General features: G+C 67.8%; 24 protein-coding genes and 1 pseudogene. 17 read left to right on the top strand and 8 right to left on the bottom strand.

The window, feature by feature from the left end:
- The first annotated feature begins 39 nt into the window (after positions 1-39).
- The 10 genes from EAF64_RS19445 (at position 40) to leuS (ending at position 11025) form a co-directional block, all read left to right on the top strand.
- Positions 40-1035: a hypothetical protein gene (locus EAF64_RS19445; protein ID WP_129070642.1), complete on the top strand. Its 996-nt coding sequence runs from the start codon at positions 40-42 to the stop codon at positions 1033-1035.
- 130 nt (positions 1036-1165) lie between these two features.
- Complete coding sequence (locus tag EAF64_RS19440) at positions 1166-2113, top strand: hypothetical protein (RefSeq protein WP_129070641.1); 948 nt, start codon at positions 1166-1168, stop codon at positions 2111-2113.
- A 92-nt stretch (positions 2114-2205) separates the two neighbouring features.
- The gene (gene pheA / locus EAF64_RS19435; RefSeq protein ID WP_129070640.1) at positions 2206-3018 is read left to right on the top strand and encodes a prephenate dehydratase; all 813 of its coding nucleotides are present in this window, start codon (positions 2206-2208) and stop codon (positions 3016-3018) included.
- A 42-nt stretch (positions 3019-3060) separates the two neighbouring features.
- Positions 3061-3498 (top strand): peroxiredoxin, encoded by a 438-nt coding sequence (locus EAF64_RS19430; RefSeq protein WP_129070639.1) that lies wholly within the window; start codon positions 3061-3063, stop codon positions 3496-3498.
- Positions 3499-3564: 66 nt separating this feature from the next.
- Positions 3565-4881: a methyl-accepting chemotaxis protein gene (locus tag EAF64_RS19425; RefSeq protein ID WP_129070638.1), complete on the top strand. Its 1317-nt coding sequence runs from the start codon at positions 3565-3567 to the stop codon at positions 4879-4881.
- 64 nt (positions 4882-4945) lie between these two features.
- Complete coding sequence (locus EAF64_RS19420; protein WP_129070637.1) at positions 4946-5374, top strand: Hsp20/alpha crystallin family protein; 429 nt, start codon at positions 4946-4948, stop codon at positions 5372-5374.
- Positions 5375-5411: 37 nt separating this feature from the next.
- Entirely contained in the window at positions 5412-5867 is a 456-nt protein-coding gene (locus tag EAF64_RS19415; RefSeq protein WP_129070636.1) for a peroxiredoxin, read from the top strand.
- Positions 5868-5947: 80 nt separating this feature from the next.
- On the top strand, positions 5948-7558 hold the full coding sequence (locus EAF64_RS19410) for a bacterio-opsin activator domain-containing protein (protein WP_129070635.1): 1611 nt from the start codon (positions 5948-5950) through the stop codon (positions 7556-7558).
- 47 nt (positions 7559-7605) lie between these two features.
- Positions 7606-7995 carry a DUF7344 domain-containing protein gene (locus EAF64_RS19405; protein ID WP_129070634.1) on the top strand — a complete coding sequence of 130 codons (390 nt, stop codon included), beginning with the start codon at positions 7606-7608 and terminating at the stop codon, positions 7993-7995.
- Positions 7996-8052: 57 nt separating this feature from the next.
- Entirely contained in the window at positions 8053-11025 is a 2973-nt protein-coding gene (gene leuS / locus EAF64_RS19400) for a leucine--tRNA ligase (protein WP_129070633.1), read from the top strand.
- Between the two features lies 1 nt (position 11026).
- Here the strand turns inward: leuS and EAF64_RS19395 are convergent, their stop codons facing one another.
- A complete protein-coding gene (locus tag EAF64_RS19395) occupies positions 11027-12877 on the bottom strand; it encodes a bacteriohemerythrin (protein ID WP_129070632.1) in 1851 nt (616 codons plus the stop codon).
- 101 nt (positions 12878-12978) lie between these two features.
- Between EAF64_RS19395 and EAF64_RS19390 the strand changes: the two genes are divergently transcribed.
- Positions 12979-13413: a pyridoxamine 5'-phosphate oxidase family protein gene (locus EAF64_RS19390; RefSeq protein ID WP_129070631.1), complete on the top strand. Its 435-nt coding sequence runs from the start codon at positions 12979-12981 to the stop codon at positions 13411-13413.
- A gap of 55 nt (positions 13414-13468) precedes the next feature.
- Here the strand turns inward: EAF64_RS19390 and EAF64_RS21230 are convergent, their stop codons facing one another.
- A complete protein-coding gene (locus EAF64_RS21230; protein ID WP_193767773.1) occupies positions 13469-13630 on the bottom strand; it encodes a hypothetical protein in 162 nt (53 codons plus the stop codon).
- Positions 13631-13802: 172 nt separating this feature from the next.
- On the opposite strand from EAF64_RS21230, the gene EAF64_RS19385 reads away from it, so the two are divergent.
- On the top strand, positions 13803-14012 hold the full coding sequence (locus tag EAF64_RS19385) for a DUF7535 family protein (protein ID WP_129070630.1): 210 nt from the start codon (positions 13803-13805) through the stop codon (positions 14010-14012).
- On the opposite strand, the gene EAF64_RS19380 is transcribed toward EAF64_RS19385, so the two are convergent.
- Positions 14009-15001 (bottom strand): ornithine cyclodeaminase family protein, encoded by a 993-nt coding sequence (locus EAF64_RS19380; protein ID WP_129070629.1) that lies wholly within the window; start codon positions 14999-15001, stop codon positions 14009-14011. The two genes, EAF64_RS19385 and EAF64_RS19380, sit on opposite strands and share 4 nt — an antisense overlap.
- 93 nt (positions 15002-15094) lie before the next feature.
- Here EAF64_RS19380 and EAF64_RS19375 point away from each other — a divergent pair, with 93 nt between their 5' ends.
- Entirely contained in the window at positions 15095-15805 is a 711-nt protein-coding gene (locus EAF64_RS19375) for a hypothetical protein (protein WP_129070628.1), read from the top strand.
- 220 nt (positions 15806-16025) lie between these two features.
- Here the strand turns inward: EAF64_RS19375 and thsA are convergent, their stop codons facing one another.
- Positions 16026-17705: a thermosome subunit alpha gene (thsA, locus tag EAF64_RS19370; protein ID WP_129070665.1), complete on the bottom strand. Its 1680-nt coding sequence runs from the start codon at positions 17703-17705 to the stop codon at positions 16026-16028.
- Positions 17706-17914: 209 nt separating this feature from the next.
- On the opposite strand from thsA, the gene EAF64_RS19365 reads away from it, so the two are divergent.
- Together EAF64_RS19365 and EAF64_RS19360 are read left to right on the top strand one after the other, a co-directional pair.
- Positions 17915-18418, top strand: a complete 504-nt coding sequence (locus EAF64_RS19365; RefSeq protein ID WP_129070627.1) for a hypothetical protein — start codon at positions 17915-17917, stop codon at positions 18416-18418.
- Between the two features lie 51 nt (positions 18419-18469).
- Positions 18470-19969: pseudogene (locus EAF64_RS19360) on the top strand (uracil-xanthine permease family protein); the annotation flags it as partial.
- 42 nt (positions 19970-20011) lie between these two features.
- On the opposite strand, the gene EAF64_RS19355 reads toward EAF64_RS19360, so the two are convergent.
- On the bottom strand, positions 20012-20560 hold the full coding sequence (locus tag EAF64_RS19355) for a KH domain-containing protein (protein ID WP_092688298.1): 549 nt from the start codon (positions 20558-20560) through the stop codon (positions 20012-20014).
- A gap of 197 nt (positions 20561-20757) precedes the next feature.
- On the opposite strand from EAF64_RS19355, the gene EAF64_RS19350 reads away from it, so the two are divergent.
- Complete coding sequence (locus tag EAF64_RS19350) at positions 20758-21708, top strand: TIGR03557 family F420-dependent LLM class oxidoreductase (protein WP_129070626.1); 951 nt, start codon at positions 20758-20760, stop codon at positions 21706-21708.
- Position 21709: 1 nt separating this feature from the next.
- Here the strand turns inward: EAF64_RS19350 and rio1 are convergent, their stop codons facing one another.
- Together rio1 and eif1A are read right to left on the bottom strand one after the other, a co-directional pair.
- The gene (gene rio1 / locus EAF64_RS19345) at positions 21710-22594 is read right to left on the bottom strand and encodes a serine/threonine-protein kinase Rio1 (RefSeq protein WP_129070625.1); all 885 of its coding nucleotides are present in this window, start codon (positions 22592-22594) and stop codon (positions 21710-21712) included.
- A 64-nt stretch (positions 22595-22658) separates the two neighbouring features.
- Complete coding sequence (gene eif1A / locus EAF64_RS19340; RefSeq protein ID WP_092658708.1) at positions 22659-22946, bottom strand: translation initiation factor eIF-1A; 288 nt, start codon at positions 22944-22946, stop codon at positions 22659-22661.
- A gap of 206 nt (positions 22947-23152) precedes the next feature.
- Here eif1A and EAF64_RS19335 point away from each other — a divergent pair, with 206 nt between their 5' ends.
- Positions 23153-24220 carry a zinc-dependent alcohol dehydrogenase family protein gene (locus EAF64_RS19335; protein ID WP_129070624.1) on the top strand — a complete coding sequence of 356 codons (1068 nt, stop codon included), beginning with the start codon at positions 23153-23155 and terminating at the stop codon, positions 24218-24220.
- A gap of 42 nt (positions 24221-24262) precedes the next feature.
- On the opposite strand, the gene EAF64_RS19330 is transcribed toward EAF64_RS19335, so the two are convergent.
- Entirely contained in the window at positions 24263-25993 is a 1731-nt protein-coding gene (locus tag EAF64_RS19330) for a carboxypeptidase-like regulatory domain-containing protein (RefSeq protein ID WP_129070623.1), read from the bottom strand.
- Between the last annotated feature and the right edge of the window lie 145 nt (positions 25994-26138).

Raw genomic sequence — 26138 nt, 5'->3', positions numbered from 1 at the left:
ATCGAATATATTTTATGTGATTGCATACAGGAATACGGCATGGAACAGACACGTCGGCGGTTTCTGACCGCCAGTGCGGCACTCGGGACAGGTGCACTCGCGGGTTGCAGTGCGGTCACGGACGCGATTCCGTTCGTCGGCGGTGGCGGGCTGGGTGACTACCAGGACTGGGTCTACGAGCCGGATCGGTTCGCCAGTTCCGACAGTGGCGGGGACTTCGGGGACGAGAACGTCGCGTTGAGTATCTTCGCGATCAACCAGCAGGCAGTCTACGAGAACCGCAAGGAACTGTTCCCCAGCACGTACAACTCCCTGTCGACGAACTTCGCGTCGAACACGGGGATTCTCCCGCGGAACGTCTCGATGCTGCTCAGCGTGCCCGAAGGACTGGTCCTCACCGGGTCGTTCGAGCGGAGCGAGGTCACCGCCGAACTCGAAGACGACTCGAGCACCGAGTACGAGAGCGACGGCAGCCACAGCGGGTTCGACCTGTACGTCCAGTCCGACGTCGGGGAGTCACCGGACGCGTTCGGCGTCTCCGGTGACGCCGTCGTCCAGGGCCAGCGAGTCGACAACTTCGGCTCCGACTCGGATTCGGTCGCGGCCACGGACGTGGTGCAGGGCATCGTCGACACGAAAGCCGGCAGCGCCAACCGCTACGTGAACGCGAACGACGACTTCGGAGCCCTGGTCAGTTCACTCAGCGGCAGCAGTTTCCTCACCGCGACCGTCCGGGACGAACCGGTCAGTTCCGACGACGCAGACGAAGACAGTGGCGAGTTCGAGGGACTCGTCGCCAACGGGCAGGCCTCCACGATCAACGGCGCGACGACCGAATCCCAGTCGGTGTTCGTCTTCGACTCGGAGAGCGACGCCGACACCGGCGCAGTCGACGACTACGTCGAGTTCAACGACAACAGCGGCCAGTTCGCCCGTGCCAGGGACGTCCAGGTCGAACAGAGCGGCCGAACGATCACGATCACCGCCACGTCGGACACCTACACCTCACCCAACCTCGGGACCGGCGGCGAGTGACGCCGTAGGGCCGCCGACCCGACCTCGATTCCCCGCAACGATCCGCTCTCCCGCCTCACGGGCGGCCTACCGCGTACGTCTGGTAGTTACTATCGAATATATTTTATGTGATACCATACAGAAAGAGTACATGGAACAGACACGTCGGCGGTTTCTGACCGCCAGTGCTGTGATGGGTACAGGTGCACTCGCGGGTTGTGGTGCGGTCACGGACGCCATCCCGTTCGTCGGCGGTGGCGGACTGGGTGACTACCAGCAGTGGGCCTACCCGGCCGACCAGTTCGACCAGGACGCCGACAGTCTGGACTTCGACGCGACGAACCAGAAGGAAATCTACGACAGTCGCAAGTCGTTCTATCCGAGTACCTACAGTTCGCTCGCCACGAACTACGGCGCGGTCGGACTCACTGACCGGTCCGTGACCATGGACCTCGATCTGCCCGAGGGGCGCGTCCTGACGGGGTCGTACGACACGGCCGAGGTCGTCGCCGAACTCGAAGACGACGCCAGCACGGAGTACGAGAGCGACGGGAGCTACAGCGGGTACGAACTGTACGTCCCGGCCGACCGCGACACGCCCTCACAGGCGGTGGCCGTCTCGGACAGTGCGATCGTGTTCGGCCAGCGCGTCGAGCCAGGGTTCGGTGCCGACTGGGACGCGGTCGCGGCCACCGACGTGGTCGAAGGAATCATCGACACCAAGGGTGGGAGTGGGACCCGGGCCGTCAACGAGAACGAAGACCTGTCGACGCTCGTGAACACGCTGAACAGCGGAACCAACGTCAGTGGTGGGACCCGCGACGAGGTCGGTTCGGGCCGGGCCGGCGCGGAAACGGGCGTCTTCGAGGGACAGGTCGCCAGCGGTCAGTCCTGGACCGTCGACGGAGACACGACGAGTCGCCAGTGGGTGTTCGTCTTCGACTCCGAGGGCGACGTGGACACCGGCGACGTCGACGACTGGATCGAGGCCAACGACACGGGCGGCGCGTTCACCCGGGCCCGGAACGTCAACGTGAACCAGAACGGGCGCACGGCCGTCGTCACTGCCGAGATCGACACCTACGACCTCTTCCGGTAACCCGGACTCGCCCGCCGACTGGAGCCGACACTGGCTGTTTTTCCGACCCGACACCACGACGCTTTTCACCGGCAGGAGCGAACACGCCGGCGATGAAGGCACTCACGCTCGGGCCGGCGGGGACCTACTCACACCGGGCCGCGACGGCCGTCGCCGACGAGGTAGCCTTTACCGAGTCGGTCACGGCCATCGTACAGGCGGTCGCCGCGGGCGAGTACGACCGCGGCGTCGTCCCGGTCGAGAACAGCATCGAGGGCAGCGTCACCGAGTCGCTCGACGCCTTCGCCGAACACGACGTGGCGGTCGTCAAGGAACTGATCACGCCCATCCGCCACGCCCTGCTCGCCCAGGGCCCGAAGTTCGAGTTGATCGCCAGTCACGCCCAGGCGCTGGCCCAGTGTCGGGACTACCTCGACGCCGAGTACCCCGACGCCGACCTCGAAGCGGTCGCCTCGACCGCTCGCGGCGTCGAACGCGCCCGTGAGGACTCGTCGGTCGCGGCCATCGGCCACCCCGAGAACGCGACCAACGGCACGGACCTCGACGTGCTCGCGACCGACATTCAGGACCAGTCCTCGAACGCGACCCGGTTTCTGGTCGTCGCGCCCGAGAGCGAGCGCTCCGAGGGCGGCGGCAAGACCTCGCTGATCGTCTACCCCAACGTCGACTACCCCGGGCTCCTGCTGGAGATGCTGGAACCCTTTGCCGACCGGGACATCAACATGACCCGTGTCGAGTCCCGGCCCAGCGGCGAACGCCTGGGCGACTACGTCTTCCACATCGACATCTCGGCCGGCCTCTACGAGGAGCGCACACAGGAGGCGCTCGCGGAGATCGACGACATCGCCGAGGACGGGTGGGTCCGACGGCTGGGGTCGTACGATACCGAGCACGTGGTAGAATAGCGAGGATAGCGTTTTCACCCGTCGGCGCGACGGACCGAACGGATGCTCGACACAGGCGACGCGGCACCCGAGGTGGAGGCACAGAACCAGGACGGGGAGACGGTCACGCCGGCGTTTTCGGCGCCGATGGTCGTCTACTTCTATCCGCGGGACGGGACGCCGGGCTGTCAACTCGAGGCGCGACAGTTTCAGGACGAACTCCCGGAGTTCCAGGATCTGGGCGCGACCGTCTACGGCGTCTCCACCGACGACGTCGACTCCCACCGCGAGTTCGCCGACGAGGAGGCGCTGGCGTTCGATCTGCTGGCCGATCCCGACGGCGAGGTGGCGGCGGCGTTCGGCCTCGACACCGAGGGCGGGTACGTGAACCGGATCACGTTCGTGCTGGCCGACGGGACGGTGCAGGCGGTGGTCGACGCCGACGACGTGAACCCGGACGGTCACGCCGCGGCGGTCCGCGAGCGGGTCGCAGACCTGTAGCCCGTTATCGCGTTCGATAACCCCGCCGAAACGTTCAGGCAGTAGGTGTGAGAACGTGAGGCAGAGATGTCAGAGCAACAGCGGCGCGGGGTAGCGGCAGGCGTCTACGCCGACTTCGACGACGCCGAGATGATGTGGGTGCAGGCGCTGCTTGATCTGCCCGTTCCCATCGTCGTCACCGACGCCGAGCCGGACATTCTGCTTTTCAACCCGGCCATGCAGGAGTTGATGGCGCTTCCCCCCGAACGCGTCCCCGAGATGGAGGGGTACGAGGTGTTCCGGACCGAGCAGACACACGGGACACAGACGACGACGGCCCAGCGGACGATGGCCAACGAGACACAGATCAGGGGCGTCGAGTCGACACTGTTGAACCACGACGACGAAGAGCGGACGGTCAAGATCACGAGTACGCCGATGTACGACGCCGACGGCGAACTCACGGGATCGGTGACGGCACTCCAGGACGTGACCGAGTTGCGCGAGAAGGAGCGCCGCCTCCAGGAGAGCCAGGAACAGGTCGCCGAGCGGCTGACGGACGTGATCGCGCGCCTGGAGACGGTCGCGGGCGACGTGGCCGACAACGCGGCCGACATCGAGGACCGGGCGGTCGCTCAGGACGACCGGCTCGACGATATCAGCGCGGAGATGGAGTCGCTGAGCGCCAACATGGAGGAGATCGCGGCGACGACCGACGAGGTGGCCGAGACGGCGGCGAGCGCCCGCGAGGCCGCCCGGCGCGGGCAGGAGGCGGGGACGGAAGCGGAGTCGGCAGCCGACGACATCCTCGCGACCAGCGAGAGTCTCGAAGCGACCGTCGACCGGCTGGCCGACCGGATGGACGACATCGAGGCGGTCGCCGAGATCATCGCGGACATCGCCGAGCAGACGAACATCCTGGCGCTGAACGCCAACATCGAAGCGGCCCGCGCCGGCGAGTCCGGCGAGGGGTTCGCCGTCGTCGCCGACGAGGTGAAAGACCTCGCGGACCAGACCCGCGAGTACACCGACGAGATCGGCGACGAGATCGAGGCGATCACCGACGAGACCGACCGCACGGTCGACGAGGTCGAGCGGGCCCACGAACGCGCCGTCGAGGTCAGCGACCGGGTGGACGAGACCCTCGACGCGCTGGAGGAGATCGTCGACCACGTCACCGACGCCGCCGCGGGGGCCGAAGAGATCGCGACGGCCAACGACGACCAGGCGGCCCACATCGAGGAGGTCACCGCGTCGGTCGAGCAGAGCGCCACCGAAGCGGGGGAGATCCACGAGACCGCCACCGAGACGGCCGACCTGACCGAACGCCAGCACGACATCGTCGAGGAGGTGCGCGAGGCCGTCGAGGAACTCTCCGAGGACCTCGCCGAGGAGGACGACTGACGGGCGGTGGCCGTCGCCGACAGACAGTTTTAGCAGGCCGTCGTAGTTCCGGTGGGGTGAGCCCATGGATCGACAGAACCCATTCGAGGAGATCGACCGCCTGTTCGACCGGATCAGCAGCGAATTCGCCGATTTCGAGCCGGCGACGGGCCTGAGCGGAGAGGTCGCCGTCGACGTGGCCGACACGGGCGAGGCCTTCGAGGTGACTGCCGACGTGCCCGGTTACACCAGCGACGACATCGACGTGACCCTGCCGGACCCGCGGACGGTGCGGATCGCCGCCAGCCAAGAGACGACGACGGAGACCGGGGACGAAGACGAAGATCACCAGTACCTCCGCCAGGAGCGGACCCGTCGCTCGACGAGCCGCACAGTGGCGCTCCCCGACCGCGTCCGGAAGGAAGACGCCGAAGCGAGCTACGACAACGGCGTCCTGACCATCCGGCTCCCGAAACAGGAGGCCAGCGAGGGAACGGACATCCCGGTGAACTAGCACAACGACCTTCCGGCCGGCCGTCGAACCGCCGGGTATGCTCGAACCTGGCGACCCGGCACCCGACGTGACGGCACGGAATCAACACGGCGAGTCCGTCTCGCCGACGTTCGCCGCCCCGACGGTCGTCTACTTCTACCCCGAGGACGGAACGCCTGGCTGTACGACCGAGGCCGAGCAGTTCGCACGCGAGCGCGAGACGTACGACGACGCCGGCGTCACGGTGTACGGTGTCTCGACCGACGACGCCGAGTCCCACCGGGAGTTCGCCGACGAGACCGGCGTCGAGTTCGACCTGCTGGCCGACCCCGACGGCGAGGTGGCCGCGGCGTTCGGCGTGCCCCGCGACGCGCCCGGCGACGCGACGCTCCGGACGACGTTCGTCCTCGTGGACGGCGTCGTCGAACGCGTCCACACCGGCGTGAACCCGGACGGGCACGCCCGCGAGCTGTTGCTCGAACTGCTCGACGACGGGGTGGTCACGCTCGGGTGACCGGGGCCGGTACGGTACGAGTGAGGATAAAGTTTCCAAGCTGGTAGTTTTTTTGTTAGTGGATATCGAAACGGTAGGTTATGGTCGACGAGAGGTCGCCGGCGGACGCTGCTGGGCACGACGTGGGCGAGCGGGACAGGGAACCGGCGGCGGGAGACGGGGTGACTGGGCGCTACCAGTTGGCCGCAGACGGGACGGTCGTCGCGGTCGACGACGGGTTCTGCCGGCTCACGGGGTACAGACACGCGGAGGTCGTCGGCGAACACGTCTCGACGCTGTTCGGCGACGACGGGAGCGAGCGATACGGCGCCGCGCTCGGTAAGGTGCGCCAGCGCGGCGAGTTGTGCCGGACCGACGTCGCCGTCACGCTCGACACCGCCGGCGGCGACCGGATTCCCTGCACCGTCCACGTGCAGGCGCTCGGTGGCGAGTCCGGAATGTGGTCGAGTGTCGGCGAATTCGACCCGCAGGAGACAGACGAGACGCCGGCGGCGAGCACGGCAGGACAGGACGGACCGACGGCTGGCGGGGCCGAACCGTCGTCGTCGCTCACCGACCGCATCCGCGCGCTCAGCCGGGAACTCGGCACGGCCTCGACCCGGGCCGAACTGGCGGAGTGTGTCTGTGAGTGGCTGGTGGCCCTCCCGCAGTACGGTGCGGCCTGGGTCGGTCGGAGCCACTGCAGCGACGCGGTCCTCGAACCGGAGGCGACGGCCGAGGTCGAGGGCGTGACCCTCCGGACCGACGGGGACGGTCCGGTCGGGCGTGCCGTCGCCACCGCGGAGGTACAGGTCACCGCCACCGACGCGGCCGCGGACCTCCCGGCCGCACTGGCAGACACGGGCACGACGGTCGCGGCCGTGCCGCTCGTCCACGGGGAGACGGTGTACGGACTGCTCGTCGTGACGGCGACGGCGGAGGGCGCCCTCGGTCCGGCCGAACGGGCGGCGTTCGCGGACGTCGGGACCGTCGTCGGGCACGCCCTCTGCTGTCTCCGGGCGCGGCGGACGCTGATGACCGGGCGCGTGACCGAGGTGACGCTGCGGGTCCGGGACGGTGGTTCGGTCCTGTCCGCGCTGTCGGAGCGACTCGACTGTCGCGTCACGGTCGAGGGCGTCGTCTCGACGCCGGACGGGCGGCCTCGACACTACGTCACCGTCCACGCTCCGGCGACCGACCGGATCCGTGCGGTCGGCGCGGACTGGCCGGCGGTCGAGCGGTTCGAGATCGTCAGCGAACACGACGACGCGTGCGTGGTGACGGTCGAACCGCCGGAGCCGACGCTCCACCGGGTGACCGCCGAACACGGCGGGTCGGTGCGCGACCTCGTCTTCGAGTGTGGCGACGCGCGAGTCACGATCGAGTTGCCCGACGCCGACGGGACGCGGGAGTTGCTGGCGGCGCTACGGGCGAAGTTCGAGACGGTGACGCTGGCGGCCCAGCGGGAGACCGACCGGTCGATCCAGACGCGACGGCAGTTCCGGTCGGCGCTGCTCGACCGGCTCTCGGACCGCCAGCAGACGGCGCTTCGACTGGCCTATCGGGCCGGCTACTTCAACTGGCCACGCGAGAGCACCGGCGAGGACATCGCGGCGTCGATGGACGTCTCGGCGCCGACGTTCCACAAGCACCTCAGACACGCCGAGGAGAAACTCGCCAGTGCGGTGGTCGCGCCCGAGGAAGGGTATTAATTCTTTACCCGTCTCACTGATAGGCGAAGAGCAGAGACGTATACACAATGGGTAAGAACGGACCCTCCGGAGAGCGAAGCGGCGGTCCACTCGGGTGGTCGGTCCGGGGGAACGCCACCAGGGACGAGTTGTTCAGAGCGCTCGCCCACGCCCGTCGACGCCGCGTCCTCGCGTACCTCCGGAGCGAGCAGCGCGCAGCAGCGGTCGAGCACGTCGCGACGTACGTCGCCACGGCCGAAACGACGGGCAACGACGACGCGCCCTACACCGAGGTCGAGACCTCCCTCTACCACGTCCACCTGCCGAAACTGATCGACGTGGGATTGGTCACCTGGGCCGACCCCGACCGACGGGAAGCCATCCAGTTGACCACGCTGGGCGAGGAGTTGCCGACGACACTCGGATGGGTACCCGTCGACCTGAAGAGTGGGGACTGAACGGGGTCAGAAGTCGGATAGGGAGTTCTTTTAGGCTCGCCGCGGGAACCGTATCATATGGATTACGAGCCCCAGAAACTCGAAGCGAGGTGGCGCGACCGCTGGGCCGAGGCGGGACGGTACGAGGCCGATCCCGACGGCGAGGCCGAGCCGACGTTCATCACCGTCCCTTACCCCTACCCGAGCGGCGGCATGCACATCGGGCACTGCCGAACCTACACCGTGCCCGACGTGTACGCCCGCTACCGCCGGCTCCAGGGCGACGAAGTTCTCTTTCCGATCGCCTGGCACGTCACCGGCACGCCGATCATCGGCGCCGTCGAGCGCCTGAAGAAAGGCGAGGAAGACCAGCTGTCGGTCCTGCGTGACACCTACAACGTCCCCGAGGACACGCTCGAAGACCTCGAAACCCCGATGGGCTTCGCCCGCTACTTCATCGAGAACCACTACAAGTCGGGGATGAAGCAACTCGGACTCTCCATCGACTGGCGGCGGGAGTTCACCACCAACGACGATCGCTACTCGAAGTTCATCACCTGGCAGTACGAGACGCTCAAGGAGCGGGGCCTGCTGGAGAAGGGGCTCCACCCCGTGAAGTTCTGCACCGACGAGGAGAACCCGGTCACCACCCACGACCTGCTCGAAGGGGAAGAGGCCGAGTTCCAGGAGTACACGCTCGTGAAGTTCGAGGCCGACATCGACGGCGAGCGCGGGGCGCGAAGCGCCTCGGACGGGTCGAGCGGCGACGAGCCGCGAGACGTGATCGCCCCGATGGCCACCCTCCGACCCGAGACCGTCCGGGGCGTCACGAACGCCTACGCCCACCCCGACGGGGAGTACGTGCGGGCGACGGTCGACGACGAGACGTGGATCGTCTCCAGCGCGGCCGTCGAGAAACTGCGACTGCAGGAGCGGGAGATCGAGATCGACGAAGAACTCACCGGCGCGGACCTGATCGGCGAGACGGTGACGAATCCGATCACCGGCGACGAGGTGGTGATCCTGCCGGCGACTTTCGTCGACACCGACAACGCCACCGGCGTCGTGATGTCCGTCCCGGCCCACTCGCCGGACGACTACCTGGCCTTACAGGAGGCCAAGGCCGACGACGAGCGCATGCGCGAGTACGGGATCGACCCGGCCGACGTGGCCGACATCGAGCCGATCCCGATCCTCGACATCGAGGGCTACGGTGACGTTCCCGCGAAGACGGCCGTCGAGGACGCCGGCATCGAGTCCTCGGACGACCCCGACCTGGAGGACGTGACGGCCGACCTCTACCAGGCCGAGTTCCACCAGGGGATCATGCACGACGACTACGGCGAGTTCGCGGGCATGACCGTCGAGAACGTCCGCGAGGAGTTCCGCGCCCACTACCAGGACGAGGGTGCGTTCGACGAGATGTACGAGTTCACCGAGGACGTCGTCTGTCGCTGTGGCGGCGACGTGGAAGTCGCCAAACAGGACACCTGGTTCCTCCGCTACAACGACGCCGAGTGGAAGCGGAAGGCCCACCAGGTGCTGGACGGCATCGACACGATCCCCGAGAACACCCGCGACCAGTACGATCACACCATCGACTGGCTCAACGAGTGGCCCTGCATCCGCAACTACGGGCTGGGCACCCGCCTGCCGTGGGACGAGGACTTCGTGATCGAGCCCCTGTCGGACTCGACGATCTACATGTCCTACTACACCGTCGCCCACCGGCTGGACGAGATTCCGCCCGAGGACCTCGATCCCGACTTCTTCGACGCGCTGTTCTACGGCGAAGACGCGGTCGACGACCCCGACGAGCGCGCGCTCGAACTGCGCGAGGAGTGGAACCACTGGTACCCCGTCGACTGGCGCTGTTCCGGCAACGACCTCATCAACAACCACCTCACCTTCTTCCAGTTCCACCACGGCGAACTGTTCGACGAGAGCGAGTGGCCCCAGGGCATCACCATCATGGGTATGGGCCTGCTCGAAGGGGAAGCGATGTCCTCCTCGAAGGGCCACGTCGTCCTGCCCTCGAAGGCGATCGACGAGTACGGGGCCGACACCGTCCGCTTCTTCCTGCTGAACTCGGCGGAGCCGTGGCAGGACTACGACTGGCGCGACGACCTCGTGGGGAGCACGCGCGACCAGCTCGAACGGTTCTGGAGCCGGGCCCAGGCGGTCATCGACTACGACATCGAGGAGATGGTCGAGATCACCCTCGAAGCCGAGGGCGAGGAGACGACCGACGTGGCCATCGACGAGGACGCGCGACCCGACCTCGAACACGTCGACCGCTGGCTGCTCTCGAAACTGCAGGGCACCATCCGGGAGGCGACCGAGGCCATGGACGGCTTCGAGACCCGGACGGCGAGCCAGGCGATCTTCTACAGCTTCGAGGAACACCTGAAGTGGTACCGGCGGCGGGCCGACCTCGACCGCGAGGGCGCCCAGTGGACCCTGCGTGAGGTCCTGCGGACGCGGCTGCGCCTGCTCGCACCCTTCGTCCCGTTCATGGCGAACGAGCTCCACGAGGAACTGACCGGCGAGCCGGCCGAAGACGCCGACTGGCCCGAACCCGCTCCCGAATTCGAGGACGAGACCGTCGAACGCCGGGAGCGACTGGTCGAGAGCGTCACCGACGACATCCACGACATCGTCGACGTGACCGGGACCGACCCCGACACGGTGCGGGTGTACGTCGCGGCCGACTGGAAGCGCGACGTGTTCGAGACGGTCCGGGAGACCGGCACCGACGTCGGCGCGGTGATGGGCCAGGTCATGGAGGACCCAGAGCTCCGCGAGAAAGGCGACGCCGTCAACGACCTCGTGCAGGATCTGGTGGAACTGGTTCGCGAACGCGACGACGACGAACTCGCAGCGATGGCCGACGTCGACGAGCAGGCCGTCTACGCGGACGCCGAGGCCTTCCTCGAGTCCGAGTTCGACGCCACCGTCGAGGTCTACGACGAATCGGACCCCGACGCCGTCGATCCCGACGGGAAAGCCGACAGCGCGGTTCCGTTCCGACCGGCCATCCATCTGGAGTAACTCACTCCAACGAGAGCCGGCTGCCCACCAGGCGTCCGTCGGTCCCCGTGTAGTACCAGCCGTCCCGGAGGGGGTGGGCCGCGTTCCGCTCGTCGAGACACCCGTCCATCACGGTCGGGCCACCCACCAAGACGGTGCCGTCCTCGGACAGCGCCAGTTCGGTTCCCGCCACCGGCGTCCCGACGGTCCCGGGCTGGAACGACGCGGCGCGGTTCAGCGTCGCCACGCCGGCCGTCTCGGCCGGGCCGTACAGTTCCGTCAGCGGCACGCCGATCCCGCGGAAGAACTGTATCAGGTGGTCGTCGAGTCGTTCCAGTCCCGAGAGGGCGTACGTCAGGTCGTCCAGACCGAACTCCTCGCGGAGCGGGCGGAAGACGAGTCGCTTCGCGGCGCGGTACTTCAGGGGCGTCCCCTCGCCGGCGAGGATGCCTCGGCCGTACGCGGCCGCACGCCCGGCGAGTTTCCGTTTCATCCAGCCGAGGTCGCCGATCCGGTCCTGCAGGGTGCCGTAGAGTTGCTGGTAGAGTTTGGGTACGCCGACGAGGACGTCGGGGTCGATCTCGCCGAGGCGGGTCGTGGCCTCCTCGAAGGCGGCGTACGCGACCGCGCCGCCGGACGACCAGAGGTGGTACGCGAGGACGCGCTGGTAGACGTGTGCCAGCGGCAGGAAACAGGTGCCGGTCGCGCCGGGGTCCAGGGGTACCTCGGCGTCCAGCGCGGCGACGGCCGCCCGCAGGTTCCGTCCGGTCAGTACACAGCCCCGGTCGGTCGGCGTGCCGACGTCGAAGACGATCGTCGCCGGGTCGTCGGGATCGGCGTCGAGCCCGGGGAGCGTCCGCGGATCGGCGGTCGGGAGGTCGTCGACGTGGACGACCGTCTCTGCTACTTCCTGGACCGCGACGGGCGTGTCCACGTCCGCGACCAACCCGTCCACGTCGGCCCGCTCGGCACGCTCACACGTTCGGTCGTCGGCGGCGGAGGGGTACAGCGGCACCGACACCAGCCCGGCCAGCTGACAGGCCAGGTCGACGACCGACCACTCGTAGCCCGACGGGAGCGGAACGGCGACCCGGTCGCCCGGCGTGAGGTCGGTCGTGAGGAGGCCGCCGGCGACGGCCCGCGCCCGCTCGTAGAGGTCGTCGAAGGTGCGCTCGGCGTAGCCGTCACTCTCGGGAACGAGCGCTGCCGTCCGGTCGCCGTGGGTCGCCGCGAGGTCCGCGAACCAGGCCGCGACCGACTCGTCGGGGACCGCGAGCGGCCCCCCGTCTTCGACCTCGCTCCCGAGTGTGACCGACTGGTCCTCGACGGCGTCGGTCTCCTCGGCCTCGCCAGCGGGTTCGTCGGCGGTGGTCTCGGCGTCGTCGGTCGTGCGGTCGCGTTTCAGCGTCCCCGGGCTGTACTCGTAGTCGTCGTCGACCTCGGCGTCGTAGTAGTCGCCGTATCGCTGGTCCTCGTCGGCCGCGGCGATGTGTGAGTCCAGCCAGTCCCGGGCGAACACCAGCACGTCCATCGTGACGTACTCGCCGTTCTCGTGTCGCTCGCGGAGTTCGCGCACCTTCTCCTCGAACTGCTCGTGCATCTCCCGGTGGTCGAAAAAGCAGTCCGCACAGTCCATGGCGTACCCGCAGTCCTGCATGAACTCCTCCTCGTCGCCGAAGTGGTACTCGGTGTACCGCTCCAGTTCCCGCAGAATGTCCCCCACACGTTCCTCCGAGTGCCCCTCGTCCATCGCGGTGTGCAGGTCGTTCAACAGCCCGAACAACCGCTTGTGCTGTTCGTCGAACCGCTCGATACCGGTGCTGTACCGATCGTCGTCCCACTCGGCGAAGGCCTCGCTCGAACGAGAGGTCATACCCGAGATAGCCCGCAGTGTGTGAAAAATGAGCCCACGGGTTCCCGTCCTGTGAAAATGCGCCCGACAGTCATTACGTCGGCGTGTGTGGTGCCGGCAGCATGCGACAGCTCAGCGACGCGGAGATCGTCGAGGTCCTCACCGGGAACCGTGTCGGCGTCCTCGCCCTGGACGGCGGCGACCACCCGTACCCACTCCCGGTGTCGTTCGGGTACGATCCCGACGCGGACCTGTTCGTCCTCCAGCTCGAAGGGGAGGAGGACACGCGCAAGCGGCGCTGTCTGGACCGCGACGACACCGTCGGCTTCACCGTCTACGAGGAGACCGAACCGGGACGGCGGTGGCGCAGCGTCGTCGTCAGCGGCCGGCTGGTCGAGACGACCTACCAGGCGGCCGAATCGGCGCTCGCCACGCTCGCCCGGAGCGCACAGTCCGTCCCCAACCCCGTCACGTGGAGCGACGCGTCGGCGGTGACGCCATTCGAGCTACGGATCGAAGACTGGAGCGGGCGGGCGTTCGACGTCGGCGGCCCCTGAGCGAGTCCACGCCGGCGACACGACGGAGCCGGAACCAGGACGGACCGAGCGGCCGCTACACCTCTGCCAGCGAGTCGTACTCGTCCCAGCAGTCACAGTCGAGGTCGTCCAGCGAGTTCACCTCGTCGGGCAGGTCCGACAGCGGCATCCACCCCGACTCCTGTTTCGCGCAGTCGTCGGCGTGAACGGTGAAGTCGTCACCCGACATGTATGGCATATCGCCAAGTATGGCCACAAGATTGAAAACAGTACCGTCGCCCCTGCGAGGGGAGAGCCGATACTCCCGACCGCCAGCGACCCCGACGTAGGCGGAACTTACCGCGGCGACGGCGGCCGCCGTCGGAGGACGATCACGGCGTTTTATCACGCGGTTCGTGGAGCGGACGGGCATGAGCGAGCGAGAGGCCGATTCGCCGCTGCCCGAGCCGCTTCGCACCGTGACGCCGCCGTACGGCGGGCGACCGGACCTGGAGATGGACGTGATCGGCTGGGGCATCTTCCTCGTGATGGCCGTCGTCGTCCTCCCGCTGTTGCCGTTCGTGCTCCTGCTCTGGCTCGCGGCCAAAGTGGTCGGGTTCGTCGCCCGGCAGATGCGCTAGTCGTCGGTCCCGACGAGTTCCATGGACTCGCCCACGTCGTGGTCGCGGGCGTACTCGTAGACGACGTGGGCGCTGGCCACGTCCTGGATGGCCAGGCCCGTGGAGTCGAAGACGGTGATGCCGTCGTCGTCGGTCCGGCCACTCGCCTCGCCGATCACGACCGCGCCCAGCTCGGCGTGAACGTCGTCGTCGTCGAGCGTCCCGGCGGCGTAGGGGACGTTGATCTCCCCGGAGTGCGTACACTGAGCGTGGTCGTCGATGACGAGTTTCGCGTCCAGCAAAACCTCGTCTTCGAGTTCGTGTTTCCCCTCGGCGTCGGCCCCCATCGCGTTGATGTGGGTGTGGTCACCGACGGCCTCACGGGGGACGATCGGCTCGCGGACCGGCGTCGTCGTCGACACCACGTCACAGCCGACGGCGTCGGCGATGGAGCCTTCCCGCACGTCGAACGCGTCGCCGGCGTCGCCCCGAAAGTCCGCGACTGCGTCGGGGTCTTTGTCGGCCACGACCACGGTCTCGATGTCCCGGACGGTGGCGATGGCGTCGAGCTGGGCGTGGGCCTGGACGCCGGCCCCGACCAGTCCCAGTGAGGTGGCGTCGGGAACGGCGAGGTGATCGGTGGCGACGGCGGCGGCCGCGCCGGTCCGTTTGCGGGTGAGCGTGGTCCCGTCGATGATCGCCAGTGGCACCGCAGTCTCGGGGTCGGAGTAGATCATCGTCCCCATCACGGTCGGTAGGCCGTGGTCCTCGGGGTTGTTCGGGTGGGAGTTGACCCACTTGATGCCTGCACCGTCCCAGTCGTCTGCCGCGAGATAGGCGGGCATCGACCGGAAGTCCCCGTCGTACTGCGGGAGATCGATGTAGGACTTGGCGGGCATCTGGGCGTCGCCACGGGCGTAGGCGGCGAAGGCGGCCTCGACGGCGTCGACGACCGCCGGCACCTGGGCACTCTCCTCGACGGCGGCCGGGTTCAACAACAGCGTCTCCATACCGGAATCTGGTCGGCCGGGTGACTTAGTTCCAACCCCGCGCACGGCCGAGCCCGGCCGGAGGTTTATGCCGAAACGGCCCCACGAGTGGCTATGTCCCGCCTCGCGCCGGTCCTTCTGTGCTGTGCCCTCCTCGCGACCGGCTGTGCCGGGTTCGCCGCCGACGACCCCGAGACACCCGGCCCCGTCTCCGTGCCCGAGGTCACGGTCCCGACGCCGGAGGCGACGCCGATCCCGACAGCCCGCCCGCAGATCGCCGCCGGTGTGACCCGCGAGCGCGTCGTCGACCCGGATGCACTGGTGACCGCCCACGTCGCGACCCTCCGGAACGCCTCCGTCCTGTTCACCTACGAGCGGACGGTCACTGCCGAGAACGGGACGGTCCAGCGACGTGTGGTCGACGGGCGCGTCGACCGCGGTGCGAACGACACGACGACCTGGACCGTGACGAACACGAGCGACACCACCGCCGGGACGGAGACCGAGACCGAGACGCGGTCTGGTCAGAATCGGTCGCTCTCGCCCTCGTTCCGGGACCGACTGCGACCGGTCCTCTCGGCGGTCGAGCTGGTCCGGGCCGACGATCCGAGTGGGGTGCCCCTGCGGACGACGACGTACTACTACCGGGCCAACGCGACGACGGCGACGCTGTTCGGGGAGCATGTGCGGAACGTCTCGATCCTGCTCGAGGTCGAGCCCAGCGGCGTCGTCATGTCCTACGAACTGCGCTACGAGCGAGTCGGGACCGGCGAGGAGGTCGTCGAGCGCCTGAACTACGGCGCGGTCTGGTTCGGGAGCGACTGAGGGCCGTCGCTGACGAGCGGTCACGAAAGAAAGCGTCGTCGCGTTCGACGGAGCGATGCGGGTGCGGTGTGGGTGAGTTGTAGTACCGCACGCGAGCGGCCGGAGGCCGCGAGCGCGCGGAACCGGCGCGCCCGACGAACGGGAGGGCGCGCCGATTTTTCCCACGTTTTTGCCTGACCGAGCGCGCCGAAGGCGCGCGAGGGAAGTGCAAAAAGTGGGCTTACATCATGCCGCCCATGCCACCGCCCATGCCGCCCATGCCGCCGCCCATACCGCCGGGCGCGCCGCCGGGGCCGCCTGCGGGTGGTCCTTCGTCGTCGTCGTCGGAGCCGCCGCCCTTGAGGTCGCCGGCCGCGATGACGTCGTCGATGCGCAGGATCATCACGGCTGCCTCGGTGGCAGACTCGACGGCCTGGGTCTTGACACGGAGGGGTTCGACGACGCCGTCCTCCTCCATGTCGACGACTTCGCCGGTGTAGGCGTCCAGCCCGGACGTGGTCGCGCCGCCGTCGTGCTTGCTGCGCAGGTCGACCAGCGAGTCGATGGGGTCGAGCCCGGCGTTCTCGGCGAGCGTGCGCGGAACGACGTCGATGGCGTCGGCGAACGCTTCGACGGCGAGCTGTTCGCGGCCACCCACGGAGTCGGCGTAGTCACGCAGACCGAGCGCGAGCTGGGTCTCCGGGGCACCGCCGCCGGGGAGGACCTGCCCGTCTTCGAGCGTGACGGAGACGACGCCCAGCGAGTCCTCGATGGCGCGTTCGACCTCGTCGACGACGTGGTCGGTGCCGCCGCGCAGGATCATCGTGACGGCCTTGGCGTCCTCGACGTCCTCGACGAAGATGCGCTGGTCGCCGCCGATGTCCTTCTCCGCGACGGAGCCGGCGAAGCCGAGGTCCTCCTCGGTGACGTCGTCGATGTTGGAGACGACGCGAGCGCCCGTCGAGCGGGCGAGCGCCTTGATGTCGGACTTCTTGGCCCGACGGACCGCGAGGATGCCCTCCTGGGCGAGGTAGTGCTGGGCCATGTCGTCGATGCCCTTCTGACAGAAGACGACGTCGGCACCGGCCTCGGCGAGGTTGTCGACCATCTCCTTGAGCTGTTTCTCCTCTTGGTCGAGGAACTGCTGGAGCTGGTCGGGGTCGGTGACGTTGACCTCGGTGTCGAGTTCGGTCTCGGGGACCTCGATGGCCGTGTCGAGCAGGGCCACGTCGGCGTCCTCGACGGCGTAGGGCATGTTGTCGTGGACGCGTTCCTTGTCGACGATGACGCCCTCGACGAGTTCGGACTCGTCGATGGAGCCGCCGACGACCTTCTCGACTTTGATGTTGTCCGTGTCGATACCCTCGTCGTCGGCGACGGCGCGGACCGAGTCGACGACGAGCGAGGCCAGCGTGTCCTTGGCGTTCTCGGCGCCCTTGCCGGTCATGGCGGTGGCGGCGATCTGCTCGAGGATGTCGGTGTCGTCCTCGTCGACCTCGATGGCCATGTCTTCGAGGATCTCCTTGGCCTTCTCGGCGGCCTGGCGGTACCCCTGGGCCAGGATTGTGGCGTGGATGTCCTGATCCAGCAGGTCCTCGGCCTTCGCGAGGAGTTCACCGGAGATGACGACGGCGGTCGTGGTGCCGTCGCCGACCTCGTCTTCCTGGGTCTGGGCGACCTCGACGATCATGTTGGCCGCGGGGTGCTCGATGTCCATCTCGTCGAGGATGGTGACGCCGTCGTTCGTGACGACGACGCTACCCGTGTCGCCCACGAGCATCTTGTCCATCCCCTTCGGACCGAGCGTGGTCCGAACGGACTCGGCGACGGCCTTGCCGGCCGTGATGTTCATCGACTGTGCGTCTTTTCCGGATGTCCGCTGACTCTCCTCCGAGAGTACGATGAGGGGCTGGTTACCCATCTGCTGAGCCATAGTCAAGCAAAAGGTTGTATTGCCATTCTATATAAGTGTTGTGTTACCCACAGCCCAAACCGCCAACGGGCGACGCGTCCGAACGGGGTGTCACCGGATACCAAGACAGGGTTTAAACAGCCCGAGGGCGGCCGGAAGGGGGTCGGCGGCCGGTTCGGCACCGGGATTTACGTGACCCGTTCACATACGTTCGGGCGATGGAGATTCGCCTACGTCTTGACGACGATCTTGTCGCCGAGTTGGACGAGGAGGCACAGCTCCAGGGGTTCGACGACCGGGGTGCGTACCTCCGGTGGATCGTCGCCAACCGTCCGATGTCGGACCTGGCGACGACGCAGGCACCGGCGGTCGCGAGCCGCGTCTCGGAGCTGGAAGAGCGCGTGAAACTGCTCGAACGCCAGCTGGACCTGGACGAGCCGACGAGCCCCGACGCCGACCTCGGGCAGACCAGCGGGGCGGAGACGGCGACGACGAGTGCCGACACGGGCGGTGCGGAGCTGGAGCCCAGCGACACGAGCGAGCCGGACGACACCGCGGGCGGCGAGCCCGCGAGTCTGGACGGCGACATCGAACCCGAACGGGAAGCGATGGACCTCGACGGCGAGGAGACCGAGGAGGCGGCCGCCGCCGACGACGACATCGCCGAGGCTATCGGGGACGTGTCGCTGGAAGACGAGGAAGAGGAAGAGGAAGAGGGGTGAGCGCCGGCGGAGACCGACGGGGCTTCGCCCGCTAAGCCACAGCCCCGACCGATGGGTGCTGAGGCCGAGGCCGACGACGGTTCGGAGGTGTCGTTCGTTGAGTACGGGGTCGACGACTGGCCGGGGCTGGCGCCGTCGATACTGCTCGGACTTCAGCACTACCTGACGATGGTCGGGGCGAACGTCGCGGTCCCACTGATCCTCGCGGGCGCGATGGGGATGCCGACCGACGTCACCGCGCGGTTCGTCGGCAGCTTCTTCGGCGTCTCCGGCGTGGCGACGCTGGCCCAGACCACCCTGGGGACCCGTTATCCGATCGTCCAGGGCGCGCCCCTCTCGATGCTCGCGCCGGCGATCGCCATCGTGACCACCGTGACCGCCACGGGCGGACTCCCGGGCTGGCAGGCCAAACTCCAGGTCCTCCAGGGCGCGATCATCGTCGCCGCCATCGGCTATCTCGGGATCGTCGGAACGCTCGGAGCCTCCCTCTCGCCGGTCGTCGTCGCCCCCACGATCACCCTCATCGGACTGGCGCTGTTTGGCACCCCACAGGTCACCGCCGCTACCACGAACTGGTGGTTGCCCGGACTCACCCTGGGCCTGATCGTCCTGTTCTCGCAGTACCTCGACCGCAGTCACCGCGTGTTCAGTCTGTTTCCCGTCCTGCTGGGCGTGGTGATCGCCTGGGTCGTCGCGGCCGTCCTCTCGGTGGCCGGGGTCTACACCCCGAGTGCGGCCGGCTTCGTCGATCCGGGCGCAGTCACCGAGGGCCAGCCGCTGTTCCCGATCTATCCGCTCCAGTGGGGGCTGCCACGTTTCGAGCTGGCCTTCGCCATCGGCATGTTCGCCGGCGTCCTCGCCTCCATCGTCGAGAGCTTCCGCGACTACCACGCCGTCGGGCGCCTGACCGGGCGCGGCATGCCCAGCGAGCGCCGCATCAACCGCGGGATCGGCATGGAGGGACTCACCAACGTCTTCTCCGGGGTCGTGGGAACCGAGGGCGCGACCTCCTACTCCGAGAACATCGGGGCCATCGGCCTGACGGGCGTGGCCTCGCGTACGGTCGTCCGGATCGGCGCGCTCGTGATGCTGGTGGTCGGGTTCGTCGGCTACTTCGGCCGGCTCGTCGCGACCGTGCCCGACCCCATCGTCGGTGGCCTGTTCGTCGCTATGTTCGGTCAGATCGTCGCCGTCGGTCTCTCGAAGCTCAAGTACGTCGATCTGGACTCCTCACGGAACGTGTTCGTCCTCGGCCTGGCGCTTTTCGTCGGGCTCGCCGTCCCCGAGTACATGGCCAACGTCGGCGACGTGGCCACCTTCCAGGCAGGGCTGGCCGGGATCCCCCTCGCCGGCCCGGTTCTGGGCACGGAAGCGGTCGCCAACACGGTCTACGTGATCGGCACGACCGGCATGGCCGTCGGCGGCCTCACGGCGCTGGTGTTCGACAACACGATCCCCGGGAGTGACGAGGAGCGCGGCCTCACCGAGTGGGACCGGATCTCCGAGGCCGAGGACGCCTTCCAGTCAGTGTGGACCCGTGTTCGGGCGGGAGTCGACGGAGTCGGCCGAGATGGACGAAAAGCGGTAGAACGGTCAGCCCGTGAACTGGTGGTACTCCATGCCCTTCTGTTTCATCTCGTTGTGGCGACGCTCCAGGAACGAGTAGACCGAGCCGTGGGGCGCGCCGTCGAGGATCATCTCGGCGGCCTCCCGGACGGTGTCGACCTGCTCGGGTTCGCCGATGATCGACAGCGTGGAGCCGTAGATGACGACGGCCGCGCCGGACAGTTCCTCCATCAGCTCCCGCGTCCGGCCGTCCTCACCGATGAGGCGGCCCTTCTTCCGCCGCATGTCTTTCTTGTTCCGGGAGGCGGCCTTGAGATCGACCACGTCGAACATCATCAGGTCGTCCTCGAGCAGTTCCAGTGCGTCCTCGGGGGCGAACCCACGGCCGATGGCCTTCACGATGTCCGGGCCGTTCAGCCCCACGATGGGGTCGCCGACCGTCTCGACTTTTACCGAGCCACTCTCGGAGTCGATGTCGAGTCGCACCTCCGCGCGCTCTTCGATCTCGCGCATCGTCTCCCCACCCTCGCCGATGAGCACGCCGATGCGGTCCTGCGGTATCTTCACGTGCTGCATAATATGCTCGCCACTACGGCACCGCGTGGTTTTAAGGCTTCGCACGGTGGGCGTCACTGAGCCGCCCGGTCGCCGGCCGTCCCTGTACCGCCGTGTCGACCGCTGACGAGACGATCCGGCCACTGCGTTGCACGTGCCGGGCCCGAGGTTATGGACGCGGCGACCGACGGTGTGTTCACCATGCGGCGTGATCGACCGTGACCGCGGTTGGCTTCGCGCTGTCGAGCGAACTCCACGGCCCCGACGAGTTGATCGCGCAGGCACGGCCGGCGGAGGCCGCCGGCTTCGACTTCGTCGCCCTCTCCGATCACTTCCACCCCTGGCTCCCCGAACAGGGGGAGAGCCCCTTCGCCTGGACGGTGCTGGGTGGGGTCGCCGAAGCGACCGACGAGATCGACGTCGGGACGGGCGTCACCTGCCCGATCCAGCGCTACCACCCCGCGATCCTCGCGCAGGCGACCGCGACCGCTGCCGACCGACTCGGGGAGCGGTTCTGCTTCGGCGTCGGCGCCGGCGAGCGACTCAACGAACACGTCGTCGGGGACTACTGGCCCCCGGCGACCGTTCGCCACGAAATGCTCGACGAAGCCGTCCGGGTCATCCGGGCGCTCTGTCGCGGCGAGGAGAGCACCCACCACGGCACCCACTACACCGTCGAGAACGCCCGATTGTTCACCCTGCCCGACGATCCGCCCCCGGTCTACGTCTCCGCGTACGGCCCGAAGGCCGCGAGGCTGGCCGCCGACATCGGGGACGGGTTCTACACCGTCGGCCCGCGGGAGACCACCCTCCAGCGGTTCCACGACGAAGGGGGCGAGGGGCCGGCCTACACCCAGCTGACGATCTCCTACGCCGAGACCGAGGCCGTCGCGGACGCCTACGAGCGCTGGCCCAACACTGCCCTGCCCGGCGATCTCGCCTCGGAACTGGCGACGCCGGTCCACTTCCGGCAGGCCAGCGAGGCGGTCGAAAAAGATGACATCGCGGAGGGCAGTACCGTCACCGATCCCGATCCGACGACCCACGTCGAGACCGTCGAGGAGTTCGCGGACGCGGGGTTCGACCACGTCGTGGTCCATCAGGTCGGCGCGGACGTGGACGGGTTCTTCGAGACCTACGCGGACGAAGTGCTGCCCGAGATCCGGTAGCTCAGTCGTCCTCGCCGGCCGTCACGAACGCCAGCAGCTCGTCGTCCCCGACCTCCAGCCCCTGCCGGCGGAAGAACGCGGCGACGTTGTGGCAGTCCCGTTCGAGGAAGTCACGGCTGTTGGGGTGGTGGACGGTGACCGCCTGGCCCAGGTCGATGACGACCAGTTCCTCGCCGTGGAGGATGATGTTGTACTCCGAGAGGTCGCCGTGGACCAGTCCGGCGCTGTGGAGGCGGCGCATGTACTCCCGGACGACCTCGAAGGCGGTCTCGGGGTTCTCGACGTGGACCTCGGCCAGCCGTTTCGCGCGGCCCTCGTCGATCCCCAGCAGTTCCATCACGAGGACGTTGCGCTCGACGGCGATGGGTTCGGGGACCCGGACGCCGGCTTTCCGCGCGCGTTCGAGGTTGGCGAACTCCTTGCGGACCCACGCCTTGACGATGTCGCTCTTTTTCGAGCCGATGCCGTCGAACCGGGGATCGCCGTCGAGGTAGCCCCGCATGTCCCGGAAGTCGGAGGCGTTGATCCGGTAGACCTTGACGGCGACCTCGGGCGACTCCGCGGTGTCCAGCGTGTCGGCGGCCGCCCGGCCGCCCAGCGCCGAGTAGACGTTGGCTTCCTTGCCCGTCGAGATCGGCCCGCCGAAGGCGTCGATGTGGCCGTCCTGGACGAGTTTGTAGAGGGCACCGAAGGTCGCGTCGTCGAAAACTGAAGCTTCGACCTTGAACTGGTCGGCGTCCTTGATTCGCTCGCGGAACTGACTGAACTCCCGGTCGCGACTCCGGGCGATGCGGTCGGCTTCGGTGTCGGCGACGTCGATCTCCTCCCACTCGTCGCCGGGTGAGTCCACGTCGTCGGTGTCGACGAGGTCGAACTCGGTGGTCACCGGACCACCCCGTCACCGTCGTAGCCGCGTGTCCTCCCGATGAGCCACTCGGCGGGTTCGGAGGTCACTCTTGGATGTGGCCCTCCTGTCGAAGCTGGTCGGCTTCCTGTTTCTCGTAGCGCCACGTGATGTCCGCCTTCTCGTCCTGCCAGTCCCACGGTTCGACCAGCACCACGTCGTCTTCACGGATCCAGATGCGTTTCTGCATCTTTCCAGGGATGCGCGCTGTGCGTTCGACACCGTCCATACACCTGACGCGTACCCGGTTCGCACCGAGCATGTTCGTAACGACCGCAAAGACCTCGTCGTCGTCGGGCATCCGGAGGTCTTTGCGTCCCTCGTTGTCGCTCATAGTCGCCCCTTCGGCGGGCAGACGGTTTAAGTTTTTCAAGATTGAGAGGCGGTCACGACGCCCGTGGGCTCGGCGATCCCAGCCCCGAACGCGTGATACCACACCCCATGAACTACGGCCCCATATAACCGGGCAGACCTCAAAAATTGGGGGTATGAAAAGGCCTACCAATGTTTTATTACGGAGTCTCTATTGATAGGGGCTGTATGAAAGCAGCAGTCTTTCAGGGGGTAGAGGAGCCCCTTGAGATTCAGGACGTCGAGGAGCCGACGGCCGACGAGGATCAGGTGGTCGTCGAGACAGAGGCCTGCGGGATCTGCCGGAGCGACTGGCACGCCTGGAAGGGGGACTGGGGGCACATCGGCGTGGTCCCGACGGAGGGGCTGGTCTTCGGCCACGAACCGGCCGGCCGCGTCGTCGAGGTGGGGGACAACGTCGAGCGGTTCCGCGAGGGCGACATGGTGACCGTCCCGTTCAACCTCTCGGACGGCACCTGTCAGCACTGCCGTGACGGTCGCGGGAACATCTGTGACCGGATGGTCCCGCTGGGCTTCCTCCAGATGGCCCCCGGGGCCTTCGCCGAGCGGTTCCCCGTCCGGGAGGCCGACCACAACGTCGTGAAACTCCCCGACGACGTCGAGCCCGTCAACGTCGCCGGGCTGGGCTGTCGGTTCGCCACCGCGTTCCACGGCCTGGTCAGCCGCGTCGACGTCACGCCCGGCGACTGGGTGGCCGTCCACGGTTGTGGTGGCGTGGGGCTCTCGGCGGTCCACATCGCCGACGCGCTCGGTGCCAACGTGATCGCCGTCGACATCAAGGACGAACAGCTCTGGGCCGCCGAGGAACTCGGCGCCGACGAGATCATCAACGCCACCGAGGTCAAGGACACGCCCCAGGCGGTCAAGGCCCACACCGAGTCCTCCCACGGCGTCGACGTGGCCGTGGACGCGCTGGGCGTCGCCGAAACCTGCAAGAACGCGGTCAACTCCCTCGGGAAGGCCGGTCAGCACCTCCAGATCGGCCTCACGACCGGTGAGAACGACGGGAACGTCGAACTGCCGGTCGACAACATGGTCATGGACGAGCGCGAGTTCTACGGCTCCTTCGGCATGCCCCCGAACGAGTACGACCAGATCTTCCGCATGATGTCCCGCGGCAAGATCGACCCCGGACAGATCGTCACCGAGACCGTCTCCCTCGAAGAAGTGCCGGACGTGATCGGGAACATGGGGAACTACGAGACCGTCGGCATCCCCGTCTGCAACGAGTTCTAACGGTTTCTGCGTCCACCTTCCGTCACGAAAACGAGTTCCCGCCTAGTCCGACGGGAAGTCGAACGTCGGTGCGTCCGAGTCGGTGTCGAACGCGAAGTCCGCGCCACCCGAGTCGGTCCCGAAGTCGAATCCGGACCCGCCGGTCTCGTTACCGAACTCGAACGTCGGCGCGCCCGACCGGGTCTCGAACCCGAACCCGGAGTCGCCGGTGTCGTTGCCGAACTCGAAGGCCGGTCCGCCCGAGTCGGTCTCGAAGTCGAAGCCCGAGCCGCCGGTCTCGGTGTCGAACTCGAACGTCGGCGCACCCGAGCCGTTCGTCTCGAACCCGCCGAACGGTTGGCTCGTGTCGTTCCCGATCCCCGCGAACAGATCGCCGCTGGAATCGTTGCCTGCCTCGAACGTCGGGTCGGAGTCGGTCGAGTCGTTGCCCGGTTCGAACGTCGAGTCCGAACCGTCCGAATCGTTGCCGGTCCCGAACGTCGGCCCGGAGTCGCCGGTGTCGTTGTCGGACCCGTCGTCGGTTCCACCCCCGTCGGAGGTGTTCAACGACGGATCGACGGTGAGGACGGTCGAGGCGGCCGCGTCGCCGCTCTGGACGGTCGCCGTGTAACTCCCGTCGGTGTCGGAGCGGGCCGTCCACACGAGCGTGACCGACTGGCTCGCACCGGCGGGCACCGAGACGAACGTGTCGTCGACGGTCGTCCCGTCGACGACGAGCGACACGGACTGGCTGACCGTCTCCTCACGCTGGTTGGTCAGCGACGCGTCGACGGCGACCGTTCCACCCGGCGCGACCGGGCTGGACGTGTCGGTGATCGCGACCACGAGCGGTGCCTGGGACGCGTTCCGTTCGGTGAGCGCGACGTCGATCTCCGCGGTCTGCCCCGCTTGCACGGTGACCTCGCTGGTGGTGGGCTGGTAGCCGTCGGCGTCGACGACGACCGTGTACGTGCCTTCCGCCATCGTGAGATCGAAGGTCCCGTCAGCACCGGTCGAGGCGGACGCCGTGCCGTTCAGCGTCGTCACGGTCGCGTTCGGGATCGGCGCCCCGCTCTCGTCGGTGACAGTCCCAGCGATCCCGCCGTCGGCCCGGTCGAGCGTGAAGTTCCGGGTCAGCGTCTCACCCGGCGAGAGCGAGACGTTCGCCACGCCGAGTTCGTACTCGACGCTGCCGGCTCCGAGGTCGTACTCACCCGGGTCGACCGAGAGCTGGTATCGCCCGTCTGCGTCCGGTTGCGTGCGAGCCACGTACTCGTCGGGGAACCCGGCCGTGTCCGCGAACCCGCCGGGCTGGCGCAGGTCGACGAACACCGAACTGATCGGCTGGCCGTCGGTGTCGGTCACCGTCCCCTGGATGGTCGTGGTCACCGCGACGGACACGTCGGCGGTCGTCGTCGCGTTCGCCGTCACGTTCACCGACCGCGTGGCAACCTGCTCGCCGGCGACCGACACCGCGAGCGTGTACGTCCCTGTCGGGACCGTGACCGCGTACCCCCCGGTCGCGTTCGTCGTCGCCGACGCCGACCCGACCGTGACGGTCGCGTCCGCCACCGCCGCGCCACTGCCGTCCGTCACCGTCCCGGCGACGGTCCCCGTGGCAGTCTCGTTCGTCGAATCGGTGGTGTTCGTCGTGTTCGTCTGTATCGTCCCGAGCGACGCGTCCGCCGCGCTGGCCCCTGCCGCAGTACCGCCGCCGACTGCACCCGTGACCCCCACAACTGCGACGCCGAGTGCGACGACGGCAACCACTGCTGCGATCCGTATTTCCCCCATAGTACTCGCTTAATTTCTATATGTTTGCCTTAAAATTTTATTGGCTGTTTTAATTATAAATTCGTGTCCAGTTCCCGTCGCTGGGTTCGTCGGCGCAGTCGCCGCCGTCGGCGCTGTCGTGCCGAGTCACCGTGTTTAAGCTACC

Source organism: Halorientalis pallida (genome assembly GCF_004118325.1).
GTDB classification, from domain to species: Archaea; Halobacteriota; Halobacteria; order Halobacteriales; family Haloarculaceae; genus Halorientalis; species Halorientalis pallida.
The sequence above is the reverse complement of the archived record's forward strand: the minus strand, read 5'-3'. Positions and strand labels throughout refer to the sequence as shown.

Excerpts from the sequence above, each read along its gene's own strand:
- EAF64_RS19385 (WP_129070630.1), top strand. The coding sequence starts at position 13,803 with ATGAGCGAGCGAGAGGCCGATTCGCCGCTGCCCGAGCCGCTTCGCACC.
- EAF64_RS19365 (WP_129070627.1), top strand. The coding sequence starts at position 17,915 with ATGGAGATTCGCCTACGTCTTGACGACGATCTTGTCGCCGAGTTGGAC.
- EAF64_RS19390 (WP_129070631.1), top strand. The coding sequence starts at position 12,979 with ATGCGACAGCTCAGCGACGCGGAGATCGTCGAGGTCCTCACCGGGAAC.
- EAF64_RS19405 (WP_129070634.1), top strand. The coding sequence starts at position 7,606 with ATGGGTAAGAACGGACCCTCCGGAGAGCGAAGCGGCGGTCCACTCGGG.
- leuS (WP_129070633.1), top strand. The coding sequence starts at position 8,053 with ATGGATTACGAGCCCCAGAAACTCGAAGCGAGGTGGCGCGACCGCTGG.
- EAF64_RS19380 (WP_129070629.1), bottom strand. The coding sequence starts at position 15,001 with ATGGAGACGCTGTTGTTGAACCCGGCCGCCGTCGAGGAGAGTGCCCAG.
- thsA (WP_129070665.1), bottom strand. The coding sequence starts at position 17,705 with ATGGGTAACCAGCCCCTCATCGTACTCTCGGAGGAGAGTCAGCGGACA.
- EAF64_RS19425 (WP_129070638.1), top strand. The coding sequence starts at position 3,565 with ATGTCAGAGCAACAGCGGCGCGGGGTAGCGGCAGGCGTCTACGCCGAC.
- EAF64_RS19440 (WP_129070641.1), top strand. The coding sequence starts at position 1,166 with ATGGAACAGACACGTCGGCGGTTTCTGACCGCCAGTGCTGTGATGGGT.
- EAF64_RS19395 (WP_129070632.1), bottom strand. The coding sequence starts at position 12,877 with ATGACCTCTCGTTCGAGCGAGGCCTTCGCCGAGTGGGACGACGATCGG.
- EAF64_RS19430 (WP_129070639.1), top strand. The coding sequence starts at position 3,061 with ATGCTCGACACAGGCGACGCGGCACCCGAGGTGGAGGCACAGAACCAG.
- EAF64_RS19375 (WP_129070628.1), top strand. The coding sequence starts at position 15,095 with ATGTCCCGCCTCGCGCCGGTCCTTCTGTGCTGTGCCCTCCTCGCGACC.
- EAF64_RS21230 (WP_193767773.1), bottom strand. The coding sequence starts at position 13,630 with ATGCCATACATGTCGGGTGACGACTTCACCGTTCACGCCGACGACTGC.
- EAF64_RS19420 (WP_129070637.1), top strand. The coding sequence starts at position 4,946 with ATGGATCGACAGAACCCATTCGAGGAGATCGACCGCCTGTTCGACCGG.
- eif1A (WP_092658708.1), bottom strand. The coding sequence starts at position 22,946 with ATGAGCGACAACGAGGGACGCAAAGACCTCCGGATGCCCGACGACGAC.
- EAF64_RS19445 (WP_129070642.1), top strand. The coding sequence starts at position 40 with ATGGAACAGACACGTCGGCGGTTTCTGACCGCCAGTGCGGCACTCGGG.
- EAF64_RS19330 (WP_129070623.1), bottom strand. The coding sequence starts at position 25,993 with ATGGGGGAAATACGGATCGCAGCAGTGGTTGCCGTCGTCGCACTCGGC.
- EAF64_RS19335 (WP_129070624.1), top strand. The coding sequence starts at position 23,153 with ATGAAAGCAGCAGTCTTTCAGGGGGTAGAGGAGCCCCTTGAGATTCAG.
- EAF64_RS19410 (WP_129070635.1), top strand. The coding sequence starts at position 5,948 with ATGGTCGACGAGAGGTCGCCGGCGGACGCTGCTGGGCACGACGTGGGC.
- EAF64_RS19415 (WP_129070636.1), top strand. The coding sequence starts at position 5,412 with ATGCTCGAACCTGGCGACCCGGCACCCGACGTGACGGCACGGAATCAA.
- pheA (WP_129070640.1), top strand. The coding sequence starts at position 2,206 with ATGAAGGCACTCACGCTCGGGCCGGCGGGGACCTACTCACACCGGGCC.
- EAF64_RS19355 (WP_092688298.1), bottom strand. The coding sequence starts at position 20,560 with ATGCAGCACGTGAAGATACCGCAGGACCGCATCGGCGTGCTCATCGGC.